Annotated in this window: 17 protein-coding genes and 1 pseudogene; 12 read left to right on the forward strand and 6 right to left on the reverse strand. The window is 71.3% G+C overall.

What is annotated here, in order from left to right; translation table 11 throughout:
- Nucleotides 1–31 precede the first annotated feature (31 nt).
- Together ACFUNE_RS30045 and ACFUNE_RS30050 are read right to left on the reverse strand one after the other, a co-directional pair.
- Nucleotides 32–1,666, reverse strand: a complete 1,635-nt coding sequence (locus tag ACFUNE_RS30045) for a penicillin-binding transpeptidase domain-containing protein (protein WP_383574506.1) — start codon at nucleotides 1,664–1,666, stop codon at nucleotides 32–34.
- 244 nt (nucleotides 1,667–1,910) lie between these two features.
- On the reverse strand, nucleotides 1,911–3,677 hold the full coding sequence (locus ACFUNE_RS30050; RefSeq protein ID WP_383574508.1) for a dolichyl-phosphate-mannose--protein mannosyltransferase: 1,767 nt from the start codon (nucleotides 3,675–3,677) through the stop codon (nucleotides 1,911–1,913).
- 53 nt (nucleotides 3,678–3,730) lie between these two features.
- Here ACFUNE_RS30050 and rsmI point away from each other — a divergent pair, with 53 nt between their 5' ends.
- The 7 genes from rsmI to ACFUNE_RS30085 all read left to right on the forward strand — a co-directional run bounded on the left by rsmI (nucleotide 3,731) and on the right by ACFUNE_RS30085 (nucleotide 10,020).
- Nucleotides 3,731–4,624, forward strand: coding sequence for a 16S rRNA (cytidine(1402)-2'-O)-methyltransferase (gene rsmI / locus ACFUNE_RS30055; protein ID WP_383574510.1), 894 nt, complete (start codon nucleotides 3,731–3,733; stop codon nucleotides 4,622–4,624).
- 172 nt (nucleotides 4,625–4,796) lie between these two features.
- Nucleotides 4,797–5,174 (forward strand): hypothetical protein, encoded by a 378-nt coding sequence (locus ACFUNE_RS30060; protein WP_383574512.1) that lies wholly within the window; start codon nucleotides 4,797–4,799, stop codon nucleotides 5,172–5,174.
- Nucleotides 5,175–5,206: 32 nt separating this feature from the next.
- Nucleotides 5,207–6,073 carry a TatD family hydrolase gene (locus ACFUNE_RS30065; RefSeq protein WP_383574514.1) on the forward strand — a complete coding sequence of 289 codons (867 nt, stop codon included), beginning with the start codon at nucleotides 5,207–5,209 and terminating at the stop codon, nucleotides 6,071–6,073.
- Nucleotides 6,074–6,188: 115 nt separating this feature from the next.
- Entirely contained in the window at nucleotides 6,189–6,776 is a 588-nt protein-coding gene (locus tag ACFUNE_RS30070) for a ubiquitin-like domain-containing protein (RefSeq protein WP_383574516.1), read from the forward strand.
- Between the two features lie 9 nt (nucleotides 6,777–6,785).
- Nucleotides 6,786–7,658 carry a 16S rRNA (adenine(1518)-N(6)/adenine(1519)-N(6))-dimethyltransferase RsmA gene (rsmA, locus tag ACFUNE_RS30075; protein WP_383574518.1) on the forward strand — a complete coding sequence of 291 codons (873 nt, stop codon included), beginning with the start codon at nucleotides 6,786–6,788 and terminating at the stop codon, nucleotides 7,656–7,658.
- Nucleotides 7,655–8,554 carry a 4-(cytidine 5'-diphospho)-2-C-methyl-D-erythritol kinase gene (locus ACFUNE_RS30080; protein WP_383574520.1) on the forward strand — a complete coding sequence of 300 codons (900 nt, stop codon included), beginning with the start codon at nucleotides 7,655–7,657 and terminating at the stop codon, nucleotides 8,552–8,554. The genes rsmA and ACFUNE_RS30080 overlap by 4 nt, the downstream gene beginning before the upstream one ends.
- A 152-nt stretch (nucleotides 8,555–8,706) precedes the next feature.
- Complete coding sequence (locus tag ACFUNE_RS30085) at nucleotides 8,707–10,020, forward strand: acyltransferase (protein WP_383574522.1); 1,314 nt, start codon at nucleotides 8,707–8,709, stop codon at nucleotides 10,018–10,020.
- A 48-nt stretch (nucleotides 10,021–10,068) separates the two neighbouring features.
- Here the strand turns inward: ACFUNE_RS30085 and ACFUNE_RS30090 are convergent.
- Nucleotides 10,069–10,164: pseudogene (locus ACFUNE_RS30090) on the reverse strand (type II toxin-antitoxin system YoeB family toxin); the annotation flags it as partial.
- Nucleotides 10,165–10,201: 37 nt separating this feature from the next.
- Entirely contained in the window at nucleotides 10,202–10,843 is a 642-nt protein-coding gene (locus ACFUNE_RS30095; RefSeq protein ID WP_383574524.1) for a lipoprotein, read from the reverse strand.
- 147 nt (nucleotides 10,844–10,990) lie between these two features.
- Between ACFUNE_RS30095 and ACFUNE_RS30100 the strand changes: the two genes are divergently transcribed.
- The 5 genes from ACFUNE_RS30100 (at nucleotide 10,991) to ACFUNE_RS30120 (ending at nucleotide 19,666) form a co-directional block, all read left to right on the forward strand.
- Nucleotides 10,991–12,805 (forward strand): ABC-F family ATP-binding cassette domain-containing protein, encoded by a 1,815-nt coding sequence (locus ACFUNE_RS30100; RefSeq protein WP_383574527.1) that lies wholly within the window; start codon nucleotides 10,991–10,993, stop codon nucleotides 12,803–12,805.
- 87 nt (nucleotides 12,806–12,892) lie between these two features.
- The gene (locus tag ACFUNE_RS30105; RefSeq protein ID WP_383574529.1) at nucleotides 12,893–14,566 is read left to right on the forward strand and encodes a PQQ-binding-like beta-propeller repeat protein; all 1,674 of its coding nucleotides are present in this window, start codon (nucleotides 12,893–12,895) and stop codon (nucleotides 14,564–14,566) included.
- A 359-nt stretch (nucleotides 14,567–14,925) separates the two neighbouring features.
- The gene (locus ACFUNE_RS30110) at nucleotides 14,926–16,764 is read left to right on the forward strand and encodes a PQQ-binding-like beta-propeller repeat protein (RefSeq protein ID WP_383574531.1); all 1,839 of its coding nucleotides are present in this window, start codon (nucleotides 14,926–14,928) and stop codon (nucleotides 16,762–16,764) included.
- Between the two features lie 61 nt (nucleotides 16,765–16,825).
- Nucleotides 16,826–18,730: a PQQ-binding-like beta-propeller repeat protein gene (locus tag ACFUNE_RS30115; protein ID WP_383574533.1), complete on the forward strand. Its 1,905-nt coding sequence runs from the start codon at nucleotides 16,826–16,828 to the stop codon at nucleotides 18,728–18,730.
- A gap of 246 nt (nucleotides 18,731–18,976) precedes the next feature.
- Nucleotides 18,977–19,666, forward strand: coding sequence for a LuxR C-terminal-related transcriptional regulator (locus ACFUNE_RS30120; protein WP_383574698.1), 690 nt, complete (start codon nucleotides 18,977–18,979; stop codon nucleotides 19,664–19,666).
- Nucleotides 19,667–19,702: 36 nt separating this feature from the next.
- On the opposite strand, the gene ACFUNE_RS30125 is transcribed toward ACFUNE_RS30120, so the two are convergent.
- Complete coding sequence (locus ACFUNE_RS30125) at nucleotides 19,703–19,990, reverse strand: hypothetical protein (protein ID WP_383574535.1); 288 nt, start codon at nucleotides 19,988–19,990, stop codon at nucleotides 19,703–19,705.
- 15 nt (nucleotides 19,991–20,005) lie between these two features.
- The gene (locus ACFUNE_RS30130; protein WP_383574537.1) at nucleotides 20,006–21,676 is read right to left on the reverse strand and encodes a sodium:solute symporter family protein; all 1,671 of its coding nucleotides are present in this window, start codon (nucleotides 21,674–21,676) and stop codon (nucleotides 20,006–20,008) included.
- Nucleotides 21,677–21,701: the final 25 nt, after the last annotated feature.

Raw genomic sequence — 21,701 nt, forward strand, 5'->3', positions numbered from 1 at the left:
GGCCGGTCGCTCCGTGCTGCCTGCCCGCGCGTCAGGACCCCGCGCGCAGCACCGCCGCCACCACCGGGCCGGCCGCGTCGCCGCCGTGGCCGCCGGACTGGACGACCGCCGCCGCCGCGAGGTCGTTGCTGAAGCCGGTGAACCAGCTGTTGGACGTGCCCTGTCCGTCGACCTCGGCCGAGCCGGTCTTGGCGCCCTTGTCGCCGCCGACCGAGGCCATGGCGGCCCGTCCGGTGCCCCAGGAGGCGGTGGCCCGCATCATGTCGTTCAGCTGCCGGGTGACGTTCTGCGGCAACGAACGGGACGCGGTGGCGAGCTGACGGTCGTCCAGGGACTGCGGGACGATCACGGGCTGCCGGAACGTGCCGTTGCGGGCGGTCGCCGTGATGGACGCGATGTTCAGGGCGTTCATCTGGACGGTGCCCTGACCGATGTACTGGGCCGCGGCCACTCCGCCGTTCTCCTCGGGCACGCTCCCGTCGAACGACACGACGCCGGTCTTCCAGTCGAGGCCGATCCCGAAGACGTCCCGGGCCTCCTTGCCGAGTGCGGCGTCGTCGTGCACGTCGTCGATCTTCTTGATGAAGGCCGTGTTGCAGGAACGGGCGAAGCTCGTGGTGAACGTGTCCGAGTCGGGCAGCGAGAAGTAGTCCAGGTTGTGGAAGGTGTTGCCCTGGTACATGACGTCCTTGGGGCACTCGATCGGACTGGTCGCCGAGGTGATGCCCTTCTCGATGAGCATCGCGGCGGTCATGATCTTCAGGGTGGAGCCCGGTGCCTGCTTGCCCTGCATCGCCGCGTTGAAGCCGGTCGCCGGATTGTTGGCCACCGCGCGGATCGACCCCGTGGACGGCCGTACGGCGACCACCGACGCCCCGCTGAACTGCTTGACCGCCTTCTCGGCCGCCGCCTGCGCGTCCGCGTCGAGCGTGGTCTGCAGCTTGCCGGGCTTCCCCTTGGCGAGCGTCAGCAGCGTGGTGTCCGGCAGCTGTTCGTCCGCGGGCTCTATCCAGGTCTCGATGCCGGGGGAGCCGCCGGTGGTGTCGCCGTACTTCTCGCGCAGGCTGTCCAGGATCGGCCCCAGCGACGGGTACGTCTCCTTGTCCAGCACCTTGCCGTTGTGGTCGACGGCCTCGATCGCCGCCGTCGACGACTCGCCGGTCGTCAGCGTGGCGCCCTCGGTCAGCTCCGGATGGATCACCGTGGGCTGCCAGTCGACGAGGGCCTTACCGGTCGTCAGGCCGCGCACCACGGTCAGTTCGGAGGAGTAGGACCAGGGCTTGGTCCTCCCCTCGTACGAGACCGTCGCCTTGACCGTGTACGGCACCTTCGTGCCGACGGCGGGGCCCGGTGTGATCACGGCCTTCGTGACGTGGGCGTCCGCGGTGTAGCCGGCCAGCAGCGGCTCGGCGGCGGACTCGTTGTTCGTGAGCTGGGCGGCGGTCGGCGCGTCCCCGGACGCCCACGCCGCGAGGAAGCCCTTGGCGGTCTCCGCGATCTCCTCCTTGCCGGGCGGTCCGGTCCTCACCTCCGACGACGCGGAGGCGGTCTCCGTGCCCCCGCCGCCGTCGCCCCCCAGCACCACGTCGTACACGCCGTAGCCGAGCCCTCCAGCCACCAGTACGAACACGCCGCCGACCACCGCGACCTTCGCTCCACTGCGCATCTGCGCTGTCCCCCTCCCCGTGAGCTCTCTTGAACGTGTTCAAGAGAGCATTCCCCCGGCACTGTACGGGACTTCAGGGGCCCTTGAGGAGGTTGTTACCGGACCGCTACCCACCCCGAGAGAGCGCTTTCCGCCATGTGCGGACCCTTCGGGTTCGGACGGCCACAGCCCACTGCCCGTCCGCGGAAGACGCAGCAGGGTCTCCGTGAACGGGCAGTGGGCTGTGCGCGCACCTCCGGGACGGCTACACCCAGGTGTCCAGCCACATCCGGTCGCGCCAGGACGTGTCCGGGATCGACGTGCCCGTGTAGATCGGCCAGAAGTAGATGAAGTTCCAGACGATCAGCAGCACCAGCACGCCCGCCGCGATCGCGCCCAGGGTCCGTCTGCGTTCGCCCGTGGGGTCGGACTTCTCCAGGCCCAGGCGGTGTCTGGTGCCCGTGCCGGACGCCGGGCCCAGGAGGGCGCCGATCATCATCGTGACCGCCAGGCACAGGAACGGCACGAACACGACCGCGTAGAAGAGGAAGATCGTCCGCTCCTGGTAGAAGAACCAGGGCACCCAGCCCGCCGCGACCCCGCACGCGATCGCGCCCGCTCGCCAGTCGCGGCGGAAGAACCAGCGCCACAGCACGTACAGCAGCGCCACGCACGACGCCCACCAGAGCAGCGGGGTGCCGAGCGCCAGGACCTCGCGGGCGCACTTCCCCGTCGCGGACGTCAGGCAGCCCGTCTGCTCCTCGTAGAAGTACGAGACGGGCCGGCCCAGGACGATCCAGCTCCACGGGTTGGACTGGTAGGTGTGCCCGGACGTCAGGCCGACGTGGAACTCGTAGACCTGGTACTCGTAGTGCCACAGGCTCCGCAGCCAGTCCGGGAGCCAGGTCCAGCTGCCGCCCTTGCCCTCGGTGGCCGCCCAGTTGCGGTAGTAGCCCTTGTCCGTGATGATCCAGCCGGTCCAGGAGACGAGGTACGTGCCGATCGCGACCGGCACCGTGGAGACGAACGCGGGCAGCAGGTCCCGCAGGGCCACGGCCCGGTAGGGCTGTACAGCGCCCGCCGTGCGCCGCGCGCCGACGTCCCAGAGCACCGCCATCACGCCGAACGCCGCCAGGATGTAGAGCCCGTTCCACTTCGTGGCGAAGGCCAGGCCGAGCATCAGGCCGGCCGCGATCCGCCACGGACGCCACCCGAGGCGCAGCGTCTCGGCGACGTGCGCGTCCGGGCGCAGGAGCCCCTCCTCGTCGACCGGGAGCGCCGCGGCCAGCTTGCGGCGCGCCCAGTCGCGGTCGATGAGGAAGCAGCCGAAGGCCGCCAGCACGAAGAACATCAGCACCAGGTCGAGCAGCGCGGTGCGGCTCATCACGAAGTGCAGCCCGTCCACGGCCAGCAGGGTCCCCGCCAGGCAGCCCAGGAACGTCGACCGGAACAGCCGGCGGCCGATCCGGCAGAGCATCAGGACCGAGACGGTGCCGAGCAGCGCCACCATGAAGCGCCAGCCGAACGGCGTGAACCCGAAGAGCTGCTCACCGATCCCGATGATCCACTTGCCGACCGGCGGATGGACGACGTAGCCCGGGTCCACCGGGATGTCCACCGAGGACGGGTCGCCGAGGATCTTCTTGTCGATGTCCTTGGGCCAGGAACCCTCGTACCCCTGGTTGATCAGCGCCCAGGCGTCCTTGGCGTAGTACGTCTCGTCGAATATCACCGCCTTCGGGCTGCCCAGGTTCCAGAACCGCAGCACCCCGGCCACCAGGGCGACCAGCAGCGGCCCGCCCCAGGCGGACCAGCGCACCAGGCGCCCGGCGAGGACCGGCGGCACGGCGAGCACGTTCCAGAACTGGCCGCCGGGGCGGGCGTAGGGCGGGATCAGGCGCTCGCGCAGCCCCGTCTCCGGCCGCGGGGAATGGCCGAAGCGGCGCAGCCGCTGCTGCCAGGAAGGCGGCTGGTCACCGGCATGGTTCCCGGCGTCGTTGCCCTGCTGGGCTTCGGGCGCAGTACTCGTCACCGCGCCATCGTAAGGAACGCATCTGTGCGAGTGGTGCCGCCCGTGCTGGGAGGATGACCGATGTGACTGGAACGACTGGAACGCTCGTACTCGCAGGGACCCCCATCGGTGACGTGGCGGACGCCCCGCCACGGCTCGCCGCCGAGCTGGAGACGGCCGATGTGGTGGCCGCCGAGGACACCCGGCGGCTGCGCAGGCTCACCCAGGCGCTGGGCATCCACACGACAGGGCGTGTCGTGTCCTACTTCGAGGGCAACGAGTCGGCGCGCACGCCCGAACTCGTCGAGGCGCTGGCCGGCGGGGCGCGCGTCCTGCTCGTCACCGACGCCGGGATGCCGTCCGTCTCCGACCCCGGCTACCGGCTCGTCGCCGCTGCCGTGGAACAGGACATCAAGGTCACCGCCGTACCGGGCCCGTCGGCCGTACTGACCGCGCTCGCCCTCTCCGCGCTGCCCGTGGACCGCTTCTGCTTCGAGGGCTTCCTGCCGCGCAAGGCGGGCGAGCGGCTGGGGAAGCTGCGCGAGGTCGCGGACGAACGCCGCACGATGGTCTTCTTCGAGGCCCCGCACCGGCTGGACGACACCCTGGCCGCGATGGCCGAGGTGTTCGGGGCCGACCGCAGGGCCGCCGTCTGCCGGGAGCTGACCAAGACGTACGAGGAGGTGAAGCGCGGCCCGCTGGGCGAGCTGGCGGTCTGGGCGGCCGAGGGCGTCCGCGGCGAGATCACCGTGGTGGTCGAGGGCGCCACGGAATCCGGCGAGGAACTGGACGCGGACGAGCTGGTACGCAGGGTGCAGGTGCGCGAGGAGGCGGGGGAGCGGCGCAAGGAGGCGATCGCGGCGGTCGCCGCCGCTGCGGGGCTGCCCAAGCGCGAGGTGTTCGATGCGGTGGTCGCGGCAAAGAACGCGGCTCGGACCGGCCAGGAGCAGGGCAAAGGACTAGCCTGAAATGTAAAGCGCAAGCCGCGTACCGGGCCCTTTGCCCACGGATCGGCCAAAACCGTTCCAACACTCGGCAGACCTGGTGCGCCGCCCCCGGGTGAAGGCGTCCACTTGATGTGGGACGCATCATCCGGAGTGCTTGTCCGGAGTGCTTGTCCATCGGACAAGAGGAGCAGGCATGAGTGAGATCGCAGCAACCACCGTGCACGAGGCGTACGCCTTCGCGTGCATGCGGTGCGGACACGGCTGGGAACAGGCCTACGAGATAGAGCACCACGTCGACGGCACGGGCAAGGCCTTCGTCGTGTACAAGGCGGACGGGCAGCGGGTCCCCTCACCGCTGTCCACCCCGACCTGCACCAACTGCGGCGGCCATGTGGTCCGGATCATGCGCTCCGGCCGGGTGTCCTCCGTCCAGCAGCTGCTCCAGCACCGGAGCACCGTGCCTCCGGAGGCCGGGGCGGACAGGATCGCCGCCACCGCTGTGCCGTCCTCCGGGGCCGGCGCGCACCACTGGCACCTGTCCGATCTGCTGCGCCCCTTCCACCGGCGGTGAGCAAGAGCTCATGCCCTCGTAGAGTCGTGGGCATGAGCCGTACCGACGCCCCTCCGCTCCCCGAACCCCTCAGGGTTCCGGTCGCCGACTCCCACACCCATCTGGACATGCAGGACGGCACCGTCGAGGAGGGCCTGGCCCGTGCCGCGGCGGTGAACGTGACCGCCGTCGTCCAGGTGGGCTGCGACCTCAAGGGCTCGCGCTGGGCCGCCGAGACCGCGGCCGCCCACCCGTCCGTGCACGCAGCCGTGGCCCTGCACCCCAACGAGGCGCCCCGCATCGTGCACGGGGACCCGGCCGGGTGGTCCCGCGAGGAGGCACGTGAGCCGGGGGGGAAGGCGGCACTCGACGAGGCGCTCGCCGAGATCGACGCACTGGCCGCCCTCGCCCACGTACGCGCCGTCGGCGAGACAGGACTCGACTACTTCCGTACGGGTCCCGAGGGCATCGCCGCCCAGGAGGAGTCCTTCCGCGCCCACATCGAGATCGCCAAGCGGCACGGCAAGGCCCTGGTCATCCACGACCGCGAGGCCCACGAGGACGTGCTGCGCATCCTGGCCGAGGCGGGCGCACCCGAGCGGACCGTCTTCCACTGCTACTCCGGCGACGCCGAGATGGCCCGGATCTGCGCGGCCGCCGGCTACTTCATGTCCTTCGCGGGCAACGTCACCTTCAAGAACGCGCAGCCGCTGCGCGACGCGCTGGCCGTCGCCCCCGCCGAGCTGGTACTCGTCGAGACGGACGCCCCCTTCCTCACCCCCGCCCCGTACCGCGGACGGCCCAACGCGCCCTACCTCATCCCGGTCACGCTCCGTGCGATGGCCGAGGTGAGGGGCGTCGACGAGGACACCCTCGCCGCGGCCGTCTACGACAACACCGCGCGGGCGTTCGACTTCTGACCGCTCCGGCCCGGCCACCCCGACACGTGGGGTAATCGTACGACTATGGGCGGTGACGGAACCTCGGCTATCGTGCCCGCGCATCGGGGTCGGCAGCCGGAGTTCCTGGAGCGTCGTGGGCCATTCGCAGGGCAGTCACCGCGCACCGCGCGGCGGTGGGCGGGCCGGTCGGGTCCCGGCGCGGGTCCCTGCTCCGGCGCCGCCGCGTCCGCTCCACGAGGAGCGGACCATCGTCGCCGGGCTGTGGTCCGGGCCCCTCCCGGTCCACGACCCGACCGTGCTGGACACCCCGCTGGCGCCCCGGCCGCCCGTGCCGCCCGCGCGCCCCGCGGGGTCCGCGCCGCCCGCGCGGCCCTCTGGGCACCGGGCGGTCCGGCGGCACCGGAGCGCGCCGGAGGGGCTGCGGCGGCTCGTCCCGCGCGCACTGGTCCTCGCCGTCCTCGCGGGCGGCACAGCCGCCTTCCTCACCCAGGACAAGGCCGTCCAGGTCAGCGTCGACGGGACCTCGCGCACCCTGCACACCTTCGCGGACGACGTCGGCGAGCTCCTCGACGCGGAGGGCGTCACCGTCGGCGCCCGTGACACCGTCGCCCCCGCACCCGCCACCGTTCTGGACGACGGCGACGAGGTCGTGGTCCGCCGGGAGACGCGCGGCTCCCGGCCCGTGCCGGGCGCGGGGCCTCGGGGCCCCCGGCGGCCGTAGGCTTAACGGGTGAGCACCACAGAGCCCGACGCCCTCCTGGGCCCCGCAGACATCCGCGAGCTGGCCGCAGCGCTGGGCGTACGCCCCACGAAGCAGCGCGGTCAGAACTTCGTCATCGACGCCAACACGGTCCGCAGGATCGTACGGACCGCCGAGGTGCGGCCCGACGACGTGGTGGTCGAGGTCGGGCCCGGCCTGGGGTCCCTGACCCTGGCCCTGCTGGAGGCGGCCGACCGGGTCGTCGCCGTGGAGATCGACGACGTGCTCGCCGGCGCCCTGCCGGCCACGGTCGCCGCCCGGCTGCCCGGGCGCGCGGACCGCTTCGCCCTGGTCCACTCGGACGCGATGCTGGTCACCGAGCTGCCCGGCCCGGCGCCGACCGCGCTCGTCGCCAACCTTCCGTACAACGTCGCCGTGCCGGTGCTGCTCACCATGCTGGAGCGCTTCCCCACCATCGAGCGGACGCTCGTCATGGTGCAGTCCGAGGTCGCCGACCGGCTCGCCGCCCGCCCCGGCAACAAGGTCTACGGCGTGCCGTCGGTCAAGGCCAACTGGTACGCCGACGTCAAGCGCGCGGGGTCGATCGGCCGCACCGTGTTCTGGCCCGCGCCCAACGTCGACTCGGGCCTGGTGTCCCTGGTGCGGCGTACGGAGCCGGTCCGGACCACCGCGAGCAGGTCCGAGGTCTTCGCCGTCGTCGACGCCGCCTTCGCCCAGCGCCGCAAGACGCTGCGCGCGGCCCTCGCCGGCTGGGCGGGTTCCGCACCGGCCGCGGAGGAGGCCCTCGTCGCCGCCGGGATCTCGCCGCAGGCCCGTGGCGAGGCGCTGACCGTCGAGGAGTTCGCCGCCATCGCCGAGAACAAGCCGGAGCCCTCCGCATGACCCGCAGTGTCACCGTCCGTGTCCCCGCCAAGGTCAACGTGCAGCTCGCGGTGGGCGCCCCCCGCCCCGACGGCTTCCACGACCTGGCCAACGTCTTCCTCGCCGTCGGCCTGTACGACGAGGTCACCGTCACCCCCGCCGACACGCTCCGCGTCACCTGCTCGGGACCGGACGCCGGCCAGGTCCCGCTGGACGCCACCAACCTCGCGGCCCGCGCGGCGATCGCCCTGGCCGGCCGGCGCGGCATCGCCCCCGACGTGCACATCCACATCGCCAAGGACATCCCCGTCGCCGGCGGCATGGCGGGCGGCAGCGCCGACGGCGCCGCGGCTCTGCTGGCCTGCGACACCCTGTGGTCCACCGGCGCGAGCCGGGAAGAGCTCCTGGAGATCTGCGCCGAGCTGGGCAGCGACGTGCCGTTCAGTCTGGTCGGCGGGGCGGCGCTCGGGGTCGGGCGCGGGGAGCAGCTGACCCCCGTCGAGACCGGCGGCACCTTCCACTGGGTCTTCGCCGTCGCCGACGGCGGGCTCTCCACCCCCGCGGTGTACGGCGAGTTCGACCGGCTCGCCGCCGGTACGCGGGTGCCCGAACCGGTCGCCTCCCCCACCCTCCTGGCCGCTCTGCGCAAGGGGGACACCACCGCCCTCGCGGGCGCCCTGGCCAACGACCTCCAGGCCGCCGCACTCTCCCTGCGGCCTTCGCTGGCCGACACCCTCGCCGCGGGCACCGCCGCGGGCGCCCTGGCGGCGCTCGTCTCGGGGTCCGGGCCGACGACCGCCTTCCTGGCCGCCGACGAGGAGTCGGCGCGGACGGTGGCCGACGCGCTGCTCGCGTCCGGCACCTGCCGCGACGCACGCGTGGCCGCGTCCCCGGCCCCGGGCGCCACCGTCGTCTGACGGGGGTGCCGGACGGCGGTGCCGGACTCCTTTCCGGCGGGGGCGCCGGACGGCGGGGCGCGGGCCCCGGAACGTCCGACAGCCGGTACTCAGGCGGGAATTGAGTACGGCCGCGCTGCCGCCCCACCCTGCCCCGGCGCGACGGTGGGCGCATGGGAACAACCGCTCGTGAACCGGCCGGGGCCACACCCGTCACCCGGGACCGCTACATCGACCTGCTGCGCGTCGTCTCGCTCGGCACGGTCGTCCTCGGCCACTGGCTCATGGCCGCCGTCACCACCGACGGCGTCGGCAACCTCCTCGCCGTCGTGCCCGGACTCCAACTGCTCACGTGGGCCCTCCAGATCATGCCGGTGTTCTTCTTCGTCGGCGGCTTCTCCCACGCCCTGTCCTACCGGTCCCTGCTGCGCAGGCGGCCGGAGGGCTCCACGGCCTCGGTGTACCCGTCCTTCCTGCGGGCCCGGCTGCAAAGGCTGTTGCGGCCCACCATGGTCTTCGTCCTGGTGTGGGGCGTGGCCGCGCTCACCGTCCAACTCCTCGGCGGTGGAAGCGGACTGACCGGCGTGACGCTGAGGCTGGTGACCCAGCCCCTGTGGTTCATCGGGATCTACCTGGCGATGGTCGCCTTCACCCCCGCCCTGCTGAAGCTCCACGACCGTTACGGCTGGGGCGCGTTCGCCGCGCTCGTGGGAGCCGCCGCCGCGGTGGACGTCCTGCGCTTCGCGGCGGGCGTCCCGTACGTCGAGTTCCTCAACTTCGCCTTCGTCTGGCTCGCGGTGCACCAGCTCGGCTTCCTGCGCGCCGACGGCCGCATCCGCCGGCCCGTGCTCCTCGCGGGGGCCGGTCTCGCCGCAGCCGTCGCGCTGGTGGCCCTCGGCCCGTATCCGCTCTCCATGGTGGGCATGCCCGGGGAGAAGATCAGCAACATGGCACCGCCGACCCTCGCCCTGCTCGGGCACGGCCTCTGGCTGGTCGGTGCCGTCGAGCTGCTCCGCGCCCCCGGGGCCCGGCTGGTCGCCCGGCCCCGCGTCTGGCGGGCGGTCGTGGCCGCCAACGGCGTCGCGATGACCGCGTTCCTGTGGCACCTCACGGCGATGCTCGGCGTGTACGGGGCGATGCTCGCCCTCGGTGTCCCGCTGCCCGAGCCGGCCACCGGCGCCTGGTGGGCGCAGGTCCCGGTGCGGATCGCGGTCGCCGCCGGGGTCACCGCGGCCCTGGTCGCGGCCTTCCGTACCTTCGAGCGCCCCGTCCGCGTCGCCCCCGGCAGGGGAGCGAGCGGCGCGGGAGCCGTATCGGCGATCGGCGTGACCCTCGCCCTGCTCGGCGTGCTGGGCCTGTCCATGGTCGGCTACGCGGGCCTGCTGGAAGGGCACACCGCGCTGCTGATCGCCTTCCACGTCAGCGCCCCGGCGGCCGTGGCGATGGCACTCGGCGGCTGGCTGCTGGTCGAACGCGCCGGGCGGTGAGAGCGGGGTGGCGTTCACGGAACGCGGACAGCGGCCGTAGTGGTAGCGGCACGAGACGATACGCACTCCGTCTTCGGTCACGCGGCAGATGAGCCGGTGCTCGTCGCTGATCCGACGCGACCAGGACCCGCGGAAGCACGCCCGAGTCCGACGGGGGGGGCGAAGAGCGGGGCCGGCTGCCTCAGCCCAGCTTCAGCGTCTTCTTCGCCAGCTCGTACGCCGGGAGCATCTCCTCGTGCTCCTGCGAGTCCAGCCCGCCCAGGTGCACCACGACCGGCCCCTCCGGCGTGGCGACCGCGAAGGCCCGCTCGGCCTTGGGCTCGTCCAGCAGCTCGCTGCTCACCGTGTAGGTGACCTCGGCGGCCGGTACCGGCCCCGCCGCGGTCTCCTCGTAGGCGGCCTTCGAGGCGTTCTGCTCGCCGGCCACGAAGTCCTCCAGGGCCGCGCGCGGGGTGGTGTCGGCCCCCTTGCCCTGCCAGACCCGGATGTAGCCGATGTTCCCGGCCGGCTTGGCGTCGATCTCGCAGACCATCGTGGCCGAGCCCTGCTCGCCCAGTGCGGCGAAGTCCGAGCCCGGCTCCACCGTGACCGCCTCCGGCTTCCAGTCCGCCGCCAGGTCGAAGGTCACCGGCAGCTCGCAGGCCGACCCCGCGCCGCCGAGCGTGGCGCCCTTCTCCGCCGCCGTGCTCTCCGCGGCCTTCGCGGGGGCGCGGTCCCCGTTCTTGCCGGTGTCCGTGTCCGTGTCACCGGCCGACGAGCAGCCGGCCAGCACGGCCGTCGTCAGGATCGCCGGAACCAGAGCCCGTATCGCGCCAAGCATCATGAAGTCCCCACCCCAGAGATGTTCCGAACCGCTCCGACCTGGGGTTACGTCCCCTGATCGATCGCCGCACGCTATCGCACCCCGCGTGGCGACTACTCTGGGACGTCGAGCGGTCCCCGACGCAGGGATCCCCGAGGCAGGAGTGAAATGGCCGTCAATCTGGTCAATGTCGAGCAGGTCAGCAAGGTGTACGGCACCCGTGCCCTGCTCGACGGTGTATCCCTCGGGGTGTCAGAGGGCGACCGGATCGGCGTCGTCGGCCGTAACGGCGACGGCAAGACGACGCTCATCCGGATGCTCGCCAAGCTGGAGGAGGCGGACACCGGCCGCGTCACCCACAACGGCGGACTGCGCCTCGGCGTCCTCACCCAGCACGACTCGCTGGACCCGAAGGCCACCATCCGGCACGAGGTGATCGGCGACCTCGAGGACCACGAGTGGGCGGGCAGCGCCAAGATCCGCGACGTGCTGACCGGGCTCTTCGGCGGCCTCGCGCTGCCCGGCTTCGAGCACGGCCTGGACACCGTCATCGCCCCGCTCTCCGGTGGCGAGCGGCGCAGGATCGCACTGGCGAAGCTGCTCATCGGTGAGCCGGACCTGATCGTGCTCGACGAGCCCACCAACCACCTCGACGTCGAGGGCATCTCCTGGCTGGCCGGCCATCTGCGGGCCCGGCGCTCCGCCCTCGTCTGCGTCACTCACGACCGGTGGTTCCTGGACCAGGTCTGCACGAGCATGTGGGACGTCCAGCGCGGTGCGGTCCACGAGTACGAGGGCGGCTACAGCGACTACGTCTTCGCGCGGGCCGAGCGGGAGCGGATCGCCGCCACCGAGGAGGGCAAGCGGCAGAACCTGATGCGCAAGGAGCTGGCCTGGCTGCGTCGCGGCGCCCCCGCACGTACCTCCAAGCCGCGCTACCGCATCGAGGCGGCCAACGAGCTGATCGCCGATGTGCCGCCGCCGCGCGACACCAGCGCGCTGATGAAGTTCGCCAACGCCCGGCTCGGCAAGACCGTCTTCGACCTGGAGGACGTGACCGTCCAGGCCGGCCCCAAGACGCTTCTCACCCACCTCACCTGGCAGCTCGGCCCCGGCGACCGCATCGGCCTGGTCGGCGTCAACGGCGCGGGCAAGACCTCGCTGCTCCGGGCGCTCGCCGAGGCGTGCCGCAGCCAGGGCGAGGTGCAGCCCGCCGACGGAAAGATCGTCGTCGGCAAGACGGTCAAGCTCGCCTACCTCTCCCAGGAGGTCGCGGAGCTCGACCCGAGCCTGCGGGTGCTCGAAGCGGTCCAGCAGGTGCGCGACCGGGTCGACCTCGGCAAGGGCCGCGAGATGACGGCCGGACAGCTCTGCGAGCAGTTCGGCTTCGTCAAGGAGAAGCAGTGGACCCCGGTCGGCGACCTCTCCGGTGGTGAGCGGCGCCGGCTGCAGATCCTGCGTCTGCTGATGGACGAGCCCAACGTCCTCTTCCTCGACGAGCCCACCAACGACCTGGACATCGAGACGCTGACCCAGCTGGAGGACCTCCTCGACGGCTGGCCCGGATCGATGATCGTGATCTCCCACGACCGGTTCTTCATCGAGCGGACCACGGACAAGGTGATGGCGCTCCTGGGCGACCGGGCGCTGCGGATGCTGCCGCGCGGCATCGACGAGTACATCGAGCGCAGGAAGCGCATGGAGGAGACGGCCACGCCCGCCTCCGCCGCGGCGGCCTTCGCGCCCAAGGCGGCGGCCGAGGCCGTCTCGCCGCAGGCGGCGCGTGCCGCGAAGAAGGAACTGCAGAAGGTCGAGAGGCAGCTCGACAAGATGTCGACCAGGGAGACCACGCTGCACGCGCAGATCGCCGACAACGCCACCGACTTCGGGAAGGTCGCCGAGCTCGACGCCGAGCTGCGTGAACTGGTGTCGGAGCGGGACGTGTTGGAGATGCGCTGGCTGGAGCTGGCCGAGGACGCCTGAGTGGCGCCGCAGGGCGGATGGTAGAAAGTAGGACCGGCTCCGCGGGTGTGACCCCGCGGAGCCATGTCCGTACGAGGGGATCCGTCGATGACTCAGCCTTCCGGCCGGCAACCGCAGGAAGGCTTCGGGGCACCGTACGAACCACCGCCGGGGCCCGGTTACGGATACCCGCCCCAGCAGCAGGGCACGGCTCCCGGACCGTACGGGCAGCAGACAGCTCCGTACGCCCAGCAGCCCGGACCGTACGGGCAGCCGCCGCAGGGCGGTCACGGATTCCCGCCGCAGCCGCCCACGGCCACGGCGCCGGGAGGACCGGGCGGCGGCGGCCGCTTCAAGGGCAGGACCGGCGTGGTCGTCGGCGCCGTGCTCGCCCTGGTCCTGATCGCCGGTGGGGGTGTCTGGTTCGCCCTGAGCGGTGACGGCGGGGGCGAGTCCGCGGCCGGCGGGGCACCCGGCTCCTCGACCGCGCCGCAGCAGGGTGACGGCAAGGGCGGCACCGTGAGTGACGCGGAGCTCGCCGAGCAGCTCGACGCCCGCCGCGAACCGGGCGAGGCCAAGGTCCGGTGGCTGCAGAGCCTGGGTACGGACCTCCCCGGCCGGGCCATGGGCGTGTACGGCCCCTGGGAGGCCGGGGACGTCGTCGCCAGGGCCGTGTACCGCACGGTGTCGGGCTACTCGACGGCCGACGGCAAGGAGCGGTGGAGCCTGCGGATGCCCGAGGACATCTGCGCGGCTCCCACCCGCCCGACCACGGACGGCAAGATCGTGGTCGCCGTCGAGGCGGCGGAATCCGACAACGGCGCGGACTGCTCCGTCCTGCAGATGATCGATCTGCGCACCGGGGAGCCGGGCTGGAGGAAGACCCTGGAGAAGGCCGCCGTCAGCGACACCGAGAGGCGGGTCGTCATGGCGGCGAACAACGGGACGGTGACGTACTCCCGCCCCGGCCACGTCCACACCTACCGGGTCGGCGACGGGCAGGAGCTGTTCGGCACACAGCCCCGCGACTGCCGGTCCTACGCGTTCCTCAGCGGGGCCCGGACGATCGCCGCGGCGGACTGCCCCGGGGGCAACCAGATCCAGGAGTTCGACCCCGCGTCCGGGAAGAAGAAGTGGGCGTACTCGCTGGAGAAGGACTGGTTCATCGACCAGGTCTACTCCGTCAGCCCCCTGGTCGTCTCGGTGCAGAAGGGCGACACCTGGCGGGTCCTGGCCCTGCGGGACAACGGCACCCTGCGGTCGCGCACCGAGCTGGGCACCCGGGACGTGGATCTCGGCTTCGCCGACTACGAGGTGAGGTGCGGCGGATACCTGGTGGTGACCCGCAACCGGGACGACTGCGCGGGAGTCGCGGCGGACGACGACACGTTCTACGTGTCGACCAAGCGGAAGCACGTCGAGTTCGACGTGGACAACCGGATCGTCGCCTTCGACCTGAACACCGGCAAGCAGAAGTGGACGGCCGACGCCCCCATGGGGCGGAGGATGGAACCGCTGCGCATGGAGGGCGGGAAGCTGCTCGTCCACGTGGCGGCCACCAGGACGCAGGGCGGCGAGATCGCCACGCTCGAACCCACCGGCGGAACTCCGCGGACCGTGCTGACCCATCCGGCCTCGACGGCCGGGATCGAGGCGGGCATGACCGCGGCAGAGGTCCTCTACACGGACGGCCGTTCGCTCCTCACCCGGCCGCTGGTCGGCATGGAGGAGGACGACGAGGCCGAGGCGGACATGAAGACCATGATCGCGTTCGGGGAGTGACCGGAACCGGTCCCGGCCGAACAGCGGCCGGTCCGCGGGGATCCTGTGAAATGAACCCGCTGTACGTCGAGTTGACGGAGCATCGGGGACGGGGTCCCGCGCGGCCCGCGACGGGTGCGTAACGGAGGCATCACGGCCCGGTTCTCCCTTGGGAACAGGGGGTGGACCGATCCGGTGCCCCGCGTGGTGCGGGTGGTACAAAGAAGCCCCGCTCGACTGTCGCAACACCGCGGAAGCCATGCCCGATTCGCTCCTTTCCGGGGGGAATTCAGAGATTCACTGCACCTGATCCTCTGAGCCCAGCGGAATCGCGGGGGAGACCGGAACGGGCACCGGACCGCACGAAGGGGGACGTGCTGATGACCCAGCCGCCCAGCCAGCAACCGCCGCAGGGGGGCTTCGGGGCTCCGCAGGAACCGCAGGGCACTCCTCAGCCGCCGCCCCAGCCGCAGTCACCACCGGCGGCCCCACCGCAGATGCCGCCCGGGCCTCCGCAGACGCCTCCCCCCGCACAGCCGGGCTACGGCTACCCGGCCCCCGGGGCGCAGCCCGGTTACGGCTACCCCCAGGCGCCCGGACAGCAGGCGCCCGGACCGTACGCCCAGCAGCCCGGTCCGTACGGTGCCCCCTCCGGCCCGTACGCCCAGCAGCCGGGTCCGTACGGTCAGCAGCCCGGCCCGTACGGCCAGCAGCCCGGTTACGGCTACCCGCAGCAGCAGTACCCCGGAGCGCCCGCGCCCGGCGGCTCCGGCGGCGGCCCCTTCAAGGGCAAGCCGGCCGTCGTCATCGGTGCGGCGCTCGCCGCGCTCCTCGTCGTCGGTGGCGGCATCTTCCTCCTCACGAGCGGTGACGACGAGGAGAAGCCCGTCTCCAAGCCCACCGGCGGGACCGTCGAGCCGAGCACCTCGCCCAGCATCGACCAGGGCGACGGCAAGGGCGACGGCCGTGAGGCGAACGACGACCTCAACGCCGGGCGCAAGGACGGCGAGGCGAAGGTCCTCTGGCTGACCAAGAACGACATCGACCTGCCGCGCAACGGCGCCGACGTGTACGGCCCGTGGATCGTCGGGGACACCCTCGTCAAGGGCATGTACCGCTCGGTCGTCGGATATTCGGTCGCCGACGGCAAGGAGAAGTGGAAGCTCCCGCTGTCCACCGACCTGTGCGCGGCACCCGGGACGGCCACCGCCGACGGCAAGATCGTCATCGGCGTGAAGAACGGCACCACGGACAAGGCCACCTGCGCCGATCTGCAGATGGTCGACCTCAACACCGGCAAGGCCGGCTGGAAGAAGCCCGTCAAGAAGAACGGCAACTTCGACCTGCTGTCCGACATCGGCATCGCGATCAGCGGTGACACCGTGGCTGTCGGCCGCACGAGCAACTCCAACGCCTACCGCGTCAGCGACGGCAAGGAGCTGTTCGGCAACCCGTCGAGCGGCTGCAAGCCGTTCGCCTTCGCCGGCGGCCCCAAGCTGATCGCCGCGGCCAGCTGCCCCACGGAGTACGGGGAGGACCCGCAGAACCAGATCCAGGAGATCGACCCGACCACCGGGAAGGCCAAGTGGACGTACCAGCCCAAGCTCGGCTGGGAGGTCGACAAGGTCTACTCGGTGAGCCCTCTCGTCGTCTCGCTGACCCACAGCGAGGACAAGAAGTGGGGCATCCTCGCGCTCAAGGAGGACGGAACACTCCGCTCCCAGCTGATCAGCGACAAGGGTGACAAGCTCTCCGTCGACTGCGGAGGCGGCTTCGTGGTCTTCGGCGGGCACCTGGAAGGCTGCACCGGCCTCGCCGCCGACGCCAACACCTTCTACATGATGACCGAGGACGACACCAGCGGCAGCGCCCGCACCAACAAGGTCATCGCGTTCAACCTGAACACCGGCAAGACCAAGTGGAAGTCCGCGGCCCCCGCCGAGCGCACCATGAAGCCGCTGCGCATGGAGGGCGGCAACGTCCTGGTCTACCTGGAGCCCTCGTACGACAAGGGCGGGGCGATCGCGACGATCGCGCCGACCGGAGGCGCCCCCAAGGTCCTGCTGCAGCACCCGGACTCGACCACGCAGATCGAGAACTTCTTCTCGTCCGAGATCGCCTATGCGGGCGGCCGCTCCTTCGTCGTCAGCAACCGCGTCAGCGCGAGCAACGACGAGGAGGAGAAGGAGCAGACGACCATGATGGCCTTCGGCAAGTGACGGCCGACGACGGCACCCGCAGCTCCCCCTCCTCCTCAGACCCCGCAGAGGTACGTACGCCATGACCCAGCCGCCCCAGCCGCCCAACGAACCGCCCCAGGGCGGATTCGGCGCCCCGCAGGACCCGCCGCCCGGTGGGTTCGGCGCGCCCACCCCGCCGCCCGCCGACCCGTTCGGCAAGCAGCCCCCGGCAGCACCGCCCACCCCGCCGGCCGGTGGGTACGGCAGCCCGCCGCCCACCCCGCCCCCCGGTGGGTACGGCAGCCCGCCGCCTCCGCCGCCCGGTGGCTACGGAGCCCCGCAGGGGCCCCCGCCCGGGCAGCCGCCGCAGAACCCCGCATACGGATACCCGCAGGCTCCGCCCCCCGGGCAGCCGCCGGCCCAGCCCGGCTACGGCTTCCCGCAGGGGCCGCCCGGACAGCCCGGCATGCCTCCGCAGCAGGGGTACGGCTATCCGACCGCCCCGATGCACCCGCAGTACGCCGCACCCCAGCCGGGCGGCGGCAAGAAGTTCAGCACCCAGATGAAGATCATCGTCGCCGCGGCCGTCGCCGTGGTGCTGATCATCGGCGGCGGGGTCGTCTACTCCTCCACCAGCGGTGACGACGGCGGCAAGCAGGACGACGTCACCTCCGCCGGAACCGGCGGCGGCGAGGGCAAGGGCGGCGAGGGCGGCGGCCTGGGCGGCGGCACCGAGAAGGCCCCGGCCGACACCAAGTCCAAGGTCGGCTTCCAGCTCCCCCACCCGAAGGTCACCGACACCACGGTCGTCGACGGATCCTGGGTCACCGACAAGGCGTACGTGAAGAGCGGCGTCAACGAGATCGTCGGCTACGACCTCGCCAAGGGCACCAAGCTCTGGTCGATCCCGCTCAAGGGCCAGGTCTGCGCCGCGTCCCGGCACATGAGCAAGGACTACAAGACGGCCGTCGCCTTCCAGGAGGGCAAGCCGAGCGCCGCGGACAAGTACCCCTCCTGCAACCAGATCGGCGCCCTCGACCTGGCCACCGGCAAGCTGATGTGGAGCAAGTCCGTCACCTCGGCGTCCAGCGGTGACGAGCCCGTCCGGTTCAACGAGGTCACGCTCAGCGGCTCCACGGTCGCCGCGGGCGGCACCAGCGGCGGCGCCGCCTTCAACCTCGCCAACGGCGCCGAGCTCTGGAAGCCGAAGGCGGACACCAACAACTGCTACGACATGGGTTACGGCGGCGGCGACGCCCTCGCGGTGGTCCGCAAGTGCGGCGGCTACGACGATCCGCAGCTCACCATCCAGGCACTGGACCCGGCCACCGGCGCACCGCTCTCCTCGTACAACATGCCGGCCGGCGTCGAGTACGCGAGCATCGTGTCCACCAAGCCGCTCGTCGTCGCGGCCGACGTCGGCGACACCGCCGGCGACGGCAGCAGCATCTCCGACTTCTTCTCCATCGACGCGGCGACCGGCAAGCTCATCGTCAGGATCTCGGCCGACGCGGACAAGTACGCCGCCGACTGCGGCTCCACCGAGGTCGAGAAGTGCACCTCCCTGGCGGTCGGCAACAACAAGCTCTACGTGCCGACCGAGGAGCACGAGGGCGGCGGCGAGTACGGCGACACCAACGAGATCGTCGCCTTCGACCTCACCACCGGCAAGCTCGTCGGGGGCAAGGCCGACGCGGGCGACCGCTACACGCTGACCCCGCTGCGCATGGACGGCTCCGACGTCATCGCGTACAAGCGGCCTCCGTACGACAAGGGCGGCCAGATCGTCTCCATCGACGGCTCCTCCTTCAAGGAGACCGTGCTGATGGTCAACCCGGACGACGAGGCGGTACGCGAGGCGGAGACCAGCTTCTCCACCAACTACGCCGAGTTCATCTACGAGAAGGGGCGGTTGTTCATCTCCGAGCAGATGATCAGTGAGCCCAGCAAGAACTCCTCGCTGGACGACAAGCAGTACCTCGTCGTCTCCTTCAGCACAGTCTGACCCGCCCGGCCCGCTGTCGGGCCGGCTACGACGGCCCTGCCGGTTGATCATCCAACCGGCAGGGCCGGTCGTTTTTCGACCGGCAAGTGGCCCTGAATTACGCAGAATTCGGCATTCTGGGGGGCTTCTGCCCGGTAGGGGGCGCGTCACGTCGAACAAGCGTGTAACTTGCCGGGTCAGAGAGGCCGGGGGGCCTGGTCAGGGTGACGCAGCGGTACAGCGCTGTACAACATGGGGGCATTTCCGATGGGCGTGCGGCTCATGGTGGTCGACGACCACCGTCTGCTCGCCGAGGCACTCGCCTCGGCACTGAAACTGCGGGGGCACCGCGTGCTCGCGGCAGCCGCGCCGACGTCCGGGGCCGCGGAACTGGTCGTCAGCAGGGCGCCCGAGGTCTGCCTGTTCGGCACGGCGGCGCCGGCCGAACCCGGCGTGTTCGACCCGATCGTCCGGATAGGGCGTGAGCGTCCGCAGGTGGCGGTGGTGGTGCTCGGCCCGGTGCCGAGTCCGCGCGGCATCGCGGCCGCCTTCGCCGCCGGAGCGGCCGGATACGTCCGCCACGACGAACGCATCGAGGGTGTCGAACGCGCGATGATCAAGGCCCGCGCGGGGGAGGCCGCGATCGCCCCGCAGCTGCTGCGGGGCGCGTTCGCCGAGCTGCTGCACCCGGCGGCCCAGCCGGACGACGAGGGGCAACGGCTGCTCCGCATGCTGACCCCGCGCGAGGTCGAGGTGCTGGTGCGGGTCGCCGAGGGCGAGGACACCCGGCTGATCGCGGCCGGCATGGGGATCGCGCCGAGCACCGCGCGCACCCACGTGCAGCGGGTGCTGATGAAGCTCGGCGTCGGCTCCCGCCTTGAGGCCGCCGCGCTCGCCGCCCGTACGGGGCTGCTCGACCGGGCGGGAACGCCGCGGGGGCCGGACGGTCTCGCGTGAACGCGTGATCGTCCGGCCCCCGCGGGGCGGTTCCGGTCAGCTCTCCGGTGTGCCGGGTGCCTCGTCCGGCACCTGGGCCGGGCGCAGCTTCATCCAGATCAGGAAGAAGAGCCCGAGTGCCAGCATGGCCAGGCCGGTCCACAGGTTTATGTGGACGCCCTCGGCCTTCTTCAGGTCGGCGTCGGACGGGTTGATGCCGGCGATGGTGACGATCACTCCGTAGACCACGAAGAGACCGCCGATGATCCGCCGGATGTCGAAGAGCCTGGCCGCGGTCGCGGACGTGCGCTCCAGCTCGGAGACTTCCTTGTGCAGGTCGGACATGGTGAGTGCCTCCGATCAGAGCGAGTAGGGCAGGTAGCACAGGGCGGCGAGGATCATGGCGCCCCAGCCGAGCAGGGCGGGCTTGCGGTACCAGGCGTCGTCGCCCTGCTCCGGGGGCTCCTCGGCGCCCGGGGCCTCCGTCCCGTAGACCAGGCCGGCCAGTTCGGCCTCCGGCTTGGGGGCGGTGAAGAGGGTGACGGCGACCATGACGACCGCGCCCGCGACGAATCCGACGATGGCGGAGACGAAGTTGGCGCCCTGGTCGGACGGGATGTCGATGATGCCCTGCTTGTAGATGACGAAGTAGTTCACCATCGCGGCCGTGGTGCCCGCCAGCAGGCCCCAGACGCCGGACTTCATCGAGGCGCGCTTCCAGAACATGCCGATGATGAAGACGACGAAGAGCGGGACGTTGAAGAACGAGAACAGCGTCTGCAGGTACGTCATGATGTTGGAGAAGCTGGCGGCGATGAACGCGGTGCCGATCGAGGCCAGCACACCCACGGCGGTGATCAGCCGGCCGAAGCGCAGGTAGTACGCGTCCGGCTTGTCCTTCTTCACGTACCGCTGCCAGATGTCCGTGGTGAACACCGTGTTGAACGAGGACACGTTGGCGGCCATACCGGCCATGAACGCGGCCAGCAGACCGGTCACCGCGATGCCGAGCACGCCGTTGGGCAGGAGCTCCTGCATCAGCAGCGGGATGGCGTCGTTGTACGTCAGGTCCGAGCCGGGCGTACCGATCTTCGGTACGAGGACGGCGGCGACCAGGCCGGGGATCATCACCGCGAAGACGATGAAGATCTTCGGGAAGGCGGCGATCAGCGGGGTGCGCTGGGCGGCCGAGAGGTTCTTCGCGGACAGGGCGCGCTGCACCTCGGCGAAGTTGGTCGTCCAGTAGCCGAAGGAGAGCACGAAGCCCAGGCCGAGGATGATCGTCAGCCAGTTGGCGCCGAGCGGGTTGGCGTCACCGATGCCGGTTCCGCCCCACGCGGTCATGAAGTCCGCGCCGTGCTGCTTCTCCAGCGAGCCGCTCAGGCCGTCCCAGCCGCCGACACGCTTGAGGCCCAGCAGGGTCAGCGGGATCAGGGCGGCGAGGATGACGAAGAACTGCAGCACCTCGTTGTAGATCGCCGAGGAGAGGCCGCCGATGGTGATGTACACGAGGACGAAGAGGCCCGCGACGATGATCGCGACCCACTGCGGCCAGCCCAGGAGCGCCTCCACGACGATCGACAGGGCGTAGAGGTTCACGCCCGCGATCAGGATCGCCGAGAAGGCGAAGAGTACGGAGCTCAGCAGGTGCGCCGACTTGTCGAAGCGGTGCAGCAGGAACTCCGGTACGGAGCGGACCTTCGACCGGTAGTAGAAGGGCATCATCACCAGGCCGAGGAAGACCATGGCGGGGATGGCGCCGATCCAGTACCAGTGGACGACCGCGACGCCGTACTGCGCGCCGGTCGCCGCCATGCCGAGGATCTCGGTCGCCCCGAGATTCGCCGCGACGAAGGCCAGACCGGTCACCCAGGCGGGCAGTGACCGTCCGGAGAGGAAGAAGTCGAGACTCGTCTTCACACTGGCCCGGGCGGCGAAGCCGATGCCGAGCACCACGACGAAGTAGATCGCCAGGATTGTGTAATCGAGCCCGTTCGTGGGGAGCCGGAGCCCTTCGGCCAGATATTGCATGGGGGGTACTCGCTTCGTTGCGCGA

Source organism: Streptomyces sp. NPDC057287, assembly GCF_042667905.1.
Classification (GTDB): Bacteria; Actinomycetota; Actinomycetes; order Streptomycetales; family Streptomycetaceae; genus Streptomyces.

Excerpts from the sequence above, each read along its gene's own strand:
- ACFUNE_RS30045 (WP_383574506.1), bottom strand. The coding sequence starts at position 1,666 with ATGCGCAGTGGAGCGAAGGTCGCGGTGGTCGGCGGCGTGTTCGTACTG.
- rsmI (WP_383574510.1), top strand. The coding sequence starts at position 3,731 with ATGACCGATGTGACTGGAACGACTGGAACGCTCGTACTCGCAGGGACC.
- ACFUNE_RS30060 (WP_383574512.1), top strand. The coding sequence starts at position 4,797 with ATGAGTGAGATCGCAGCAACCACCGTGCACGAGGCGTACGCCTTCGCG.
- ACFUNE_RS30065 (WP_383574514.1), top strand. The coding sequence starts at position 5,207 with ATGAGCCGTACCGACGCCCCTCCGCTCCCCGAACCCCTCAGGGTTCCG.
- ACFUNE_RS30080 (WP_383574520.1), top strand. The coding sequence starts at position 7,655 with ATGACCCGCAGTGTCACCGTCCGTGTCCCCGCCAAGGTCAACGTGCAG.
- ACFUNE_RS30085 (WP_383574522.1), top strand. The coding sequence starts at position 8,707 with ATGGGAACAACCGCTCGTGAACCGGCCGGGGCCACACCCGTCACCCGG.
- ACFUNE_RS30095 (WP_383574524.1), bottom strand. The coding sequence starts at position 10,843 with ATGATGCTTGGCGCGATACGGGCTCTGGTTCCGGCGATCCTGACGACG.
- ACFUNE_RS30100 (WP_383574527.1), top strand. The coding sequence starts at position 10,991 with ATGGCCGTCAATCTGGTCAATGTCGAGCAGGTCAGCAAGGTGTACGGC.
- ACFUNE_RS30105 (WP_383574529.1), top strand. The coding sequence starts at position 12,893 with ATGACTCAGCCTTCCGGCCGGCAACCGCAGGAAGGCTTCGGGGCACCG.
- ACFUNE_RS30110 (WP_383574531.1), top strand. The coding sequence starts at position 14,926 with ATGACCCAGCCGCCCAGCCAGCAACCGCCGCAGGGGGGCTTCGGGGCT.
- ACFUNE_RS30115 (WP_383574533.1), top strand. The coding sequence starts at position 16,826 with ATGACCCAGCCGCCCCAGCCGCCCAACGAACCGCCCCAGGGCGGATTC.
- ACFUNE_RS30120 (WP_383574698.1), top strand. The coding sequence starts at position 18,977 with ATGGGCGTGCGGCTCATGGTGGTCGACGACCACCGTCTGCTCGCCGAG.
- ACFUNE_RS30125 (WP_383574535.1), bottom strand. The coding sequence starts at position 19,990 with ATGTCCGACCTGCACAAGGAAGTCTCCGAGCTGGAGCGCACGTCCGCG.
- ACFUNE_RS30130 (WP_383574537.1), bottom strand. The coding sequence starts at position 21,676 with ATGCAATATCTGGCCGAAGGGCTCCGGCTCCCCACGAACGGGCTCGAT.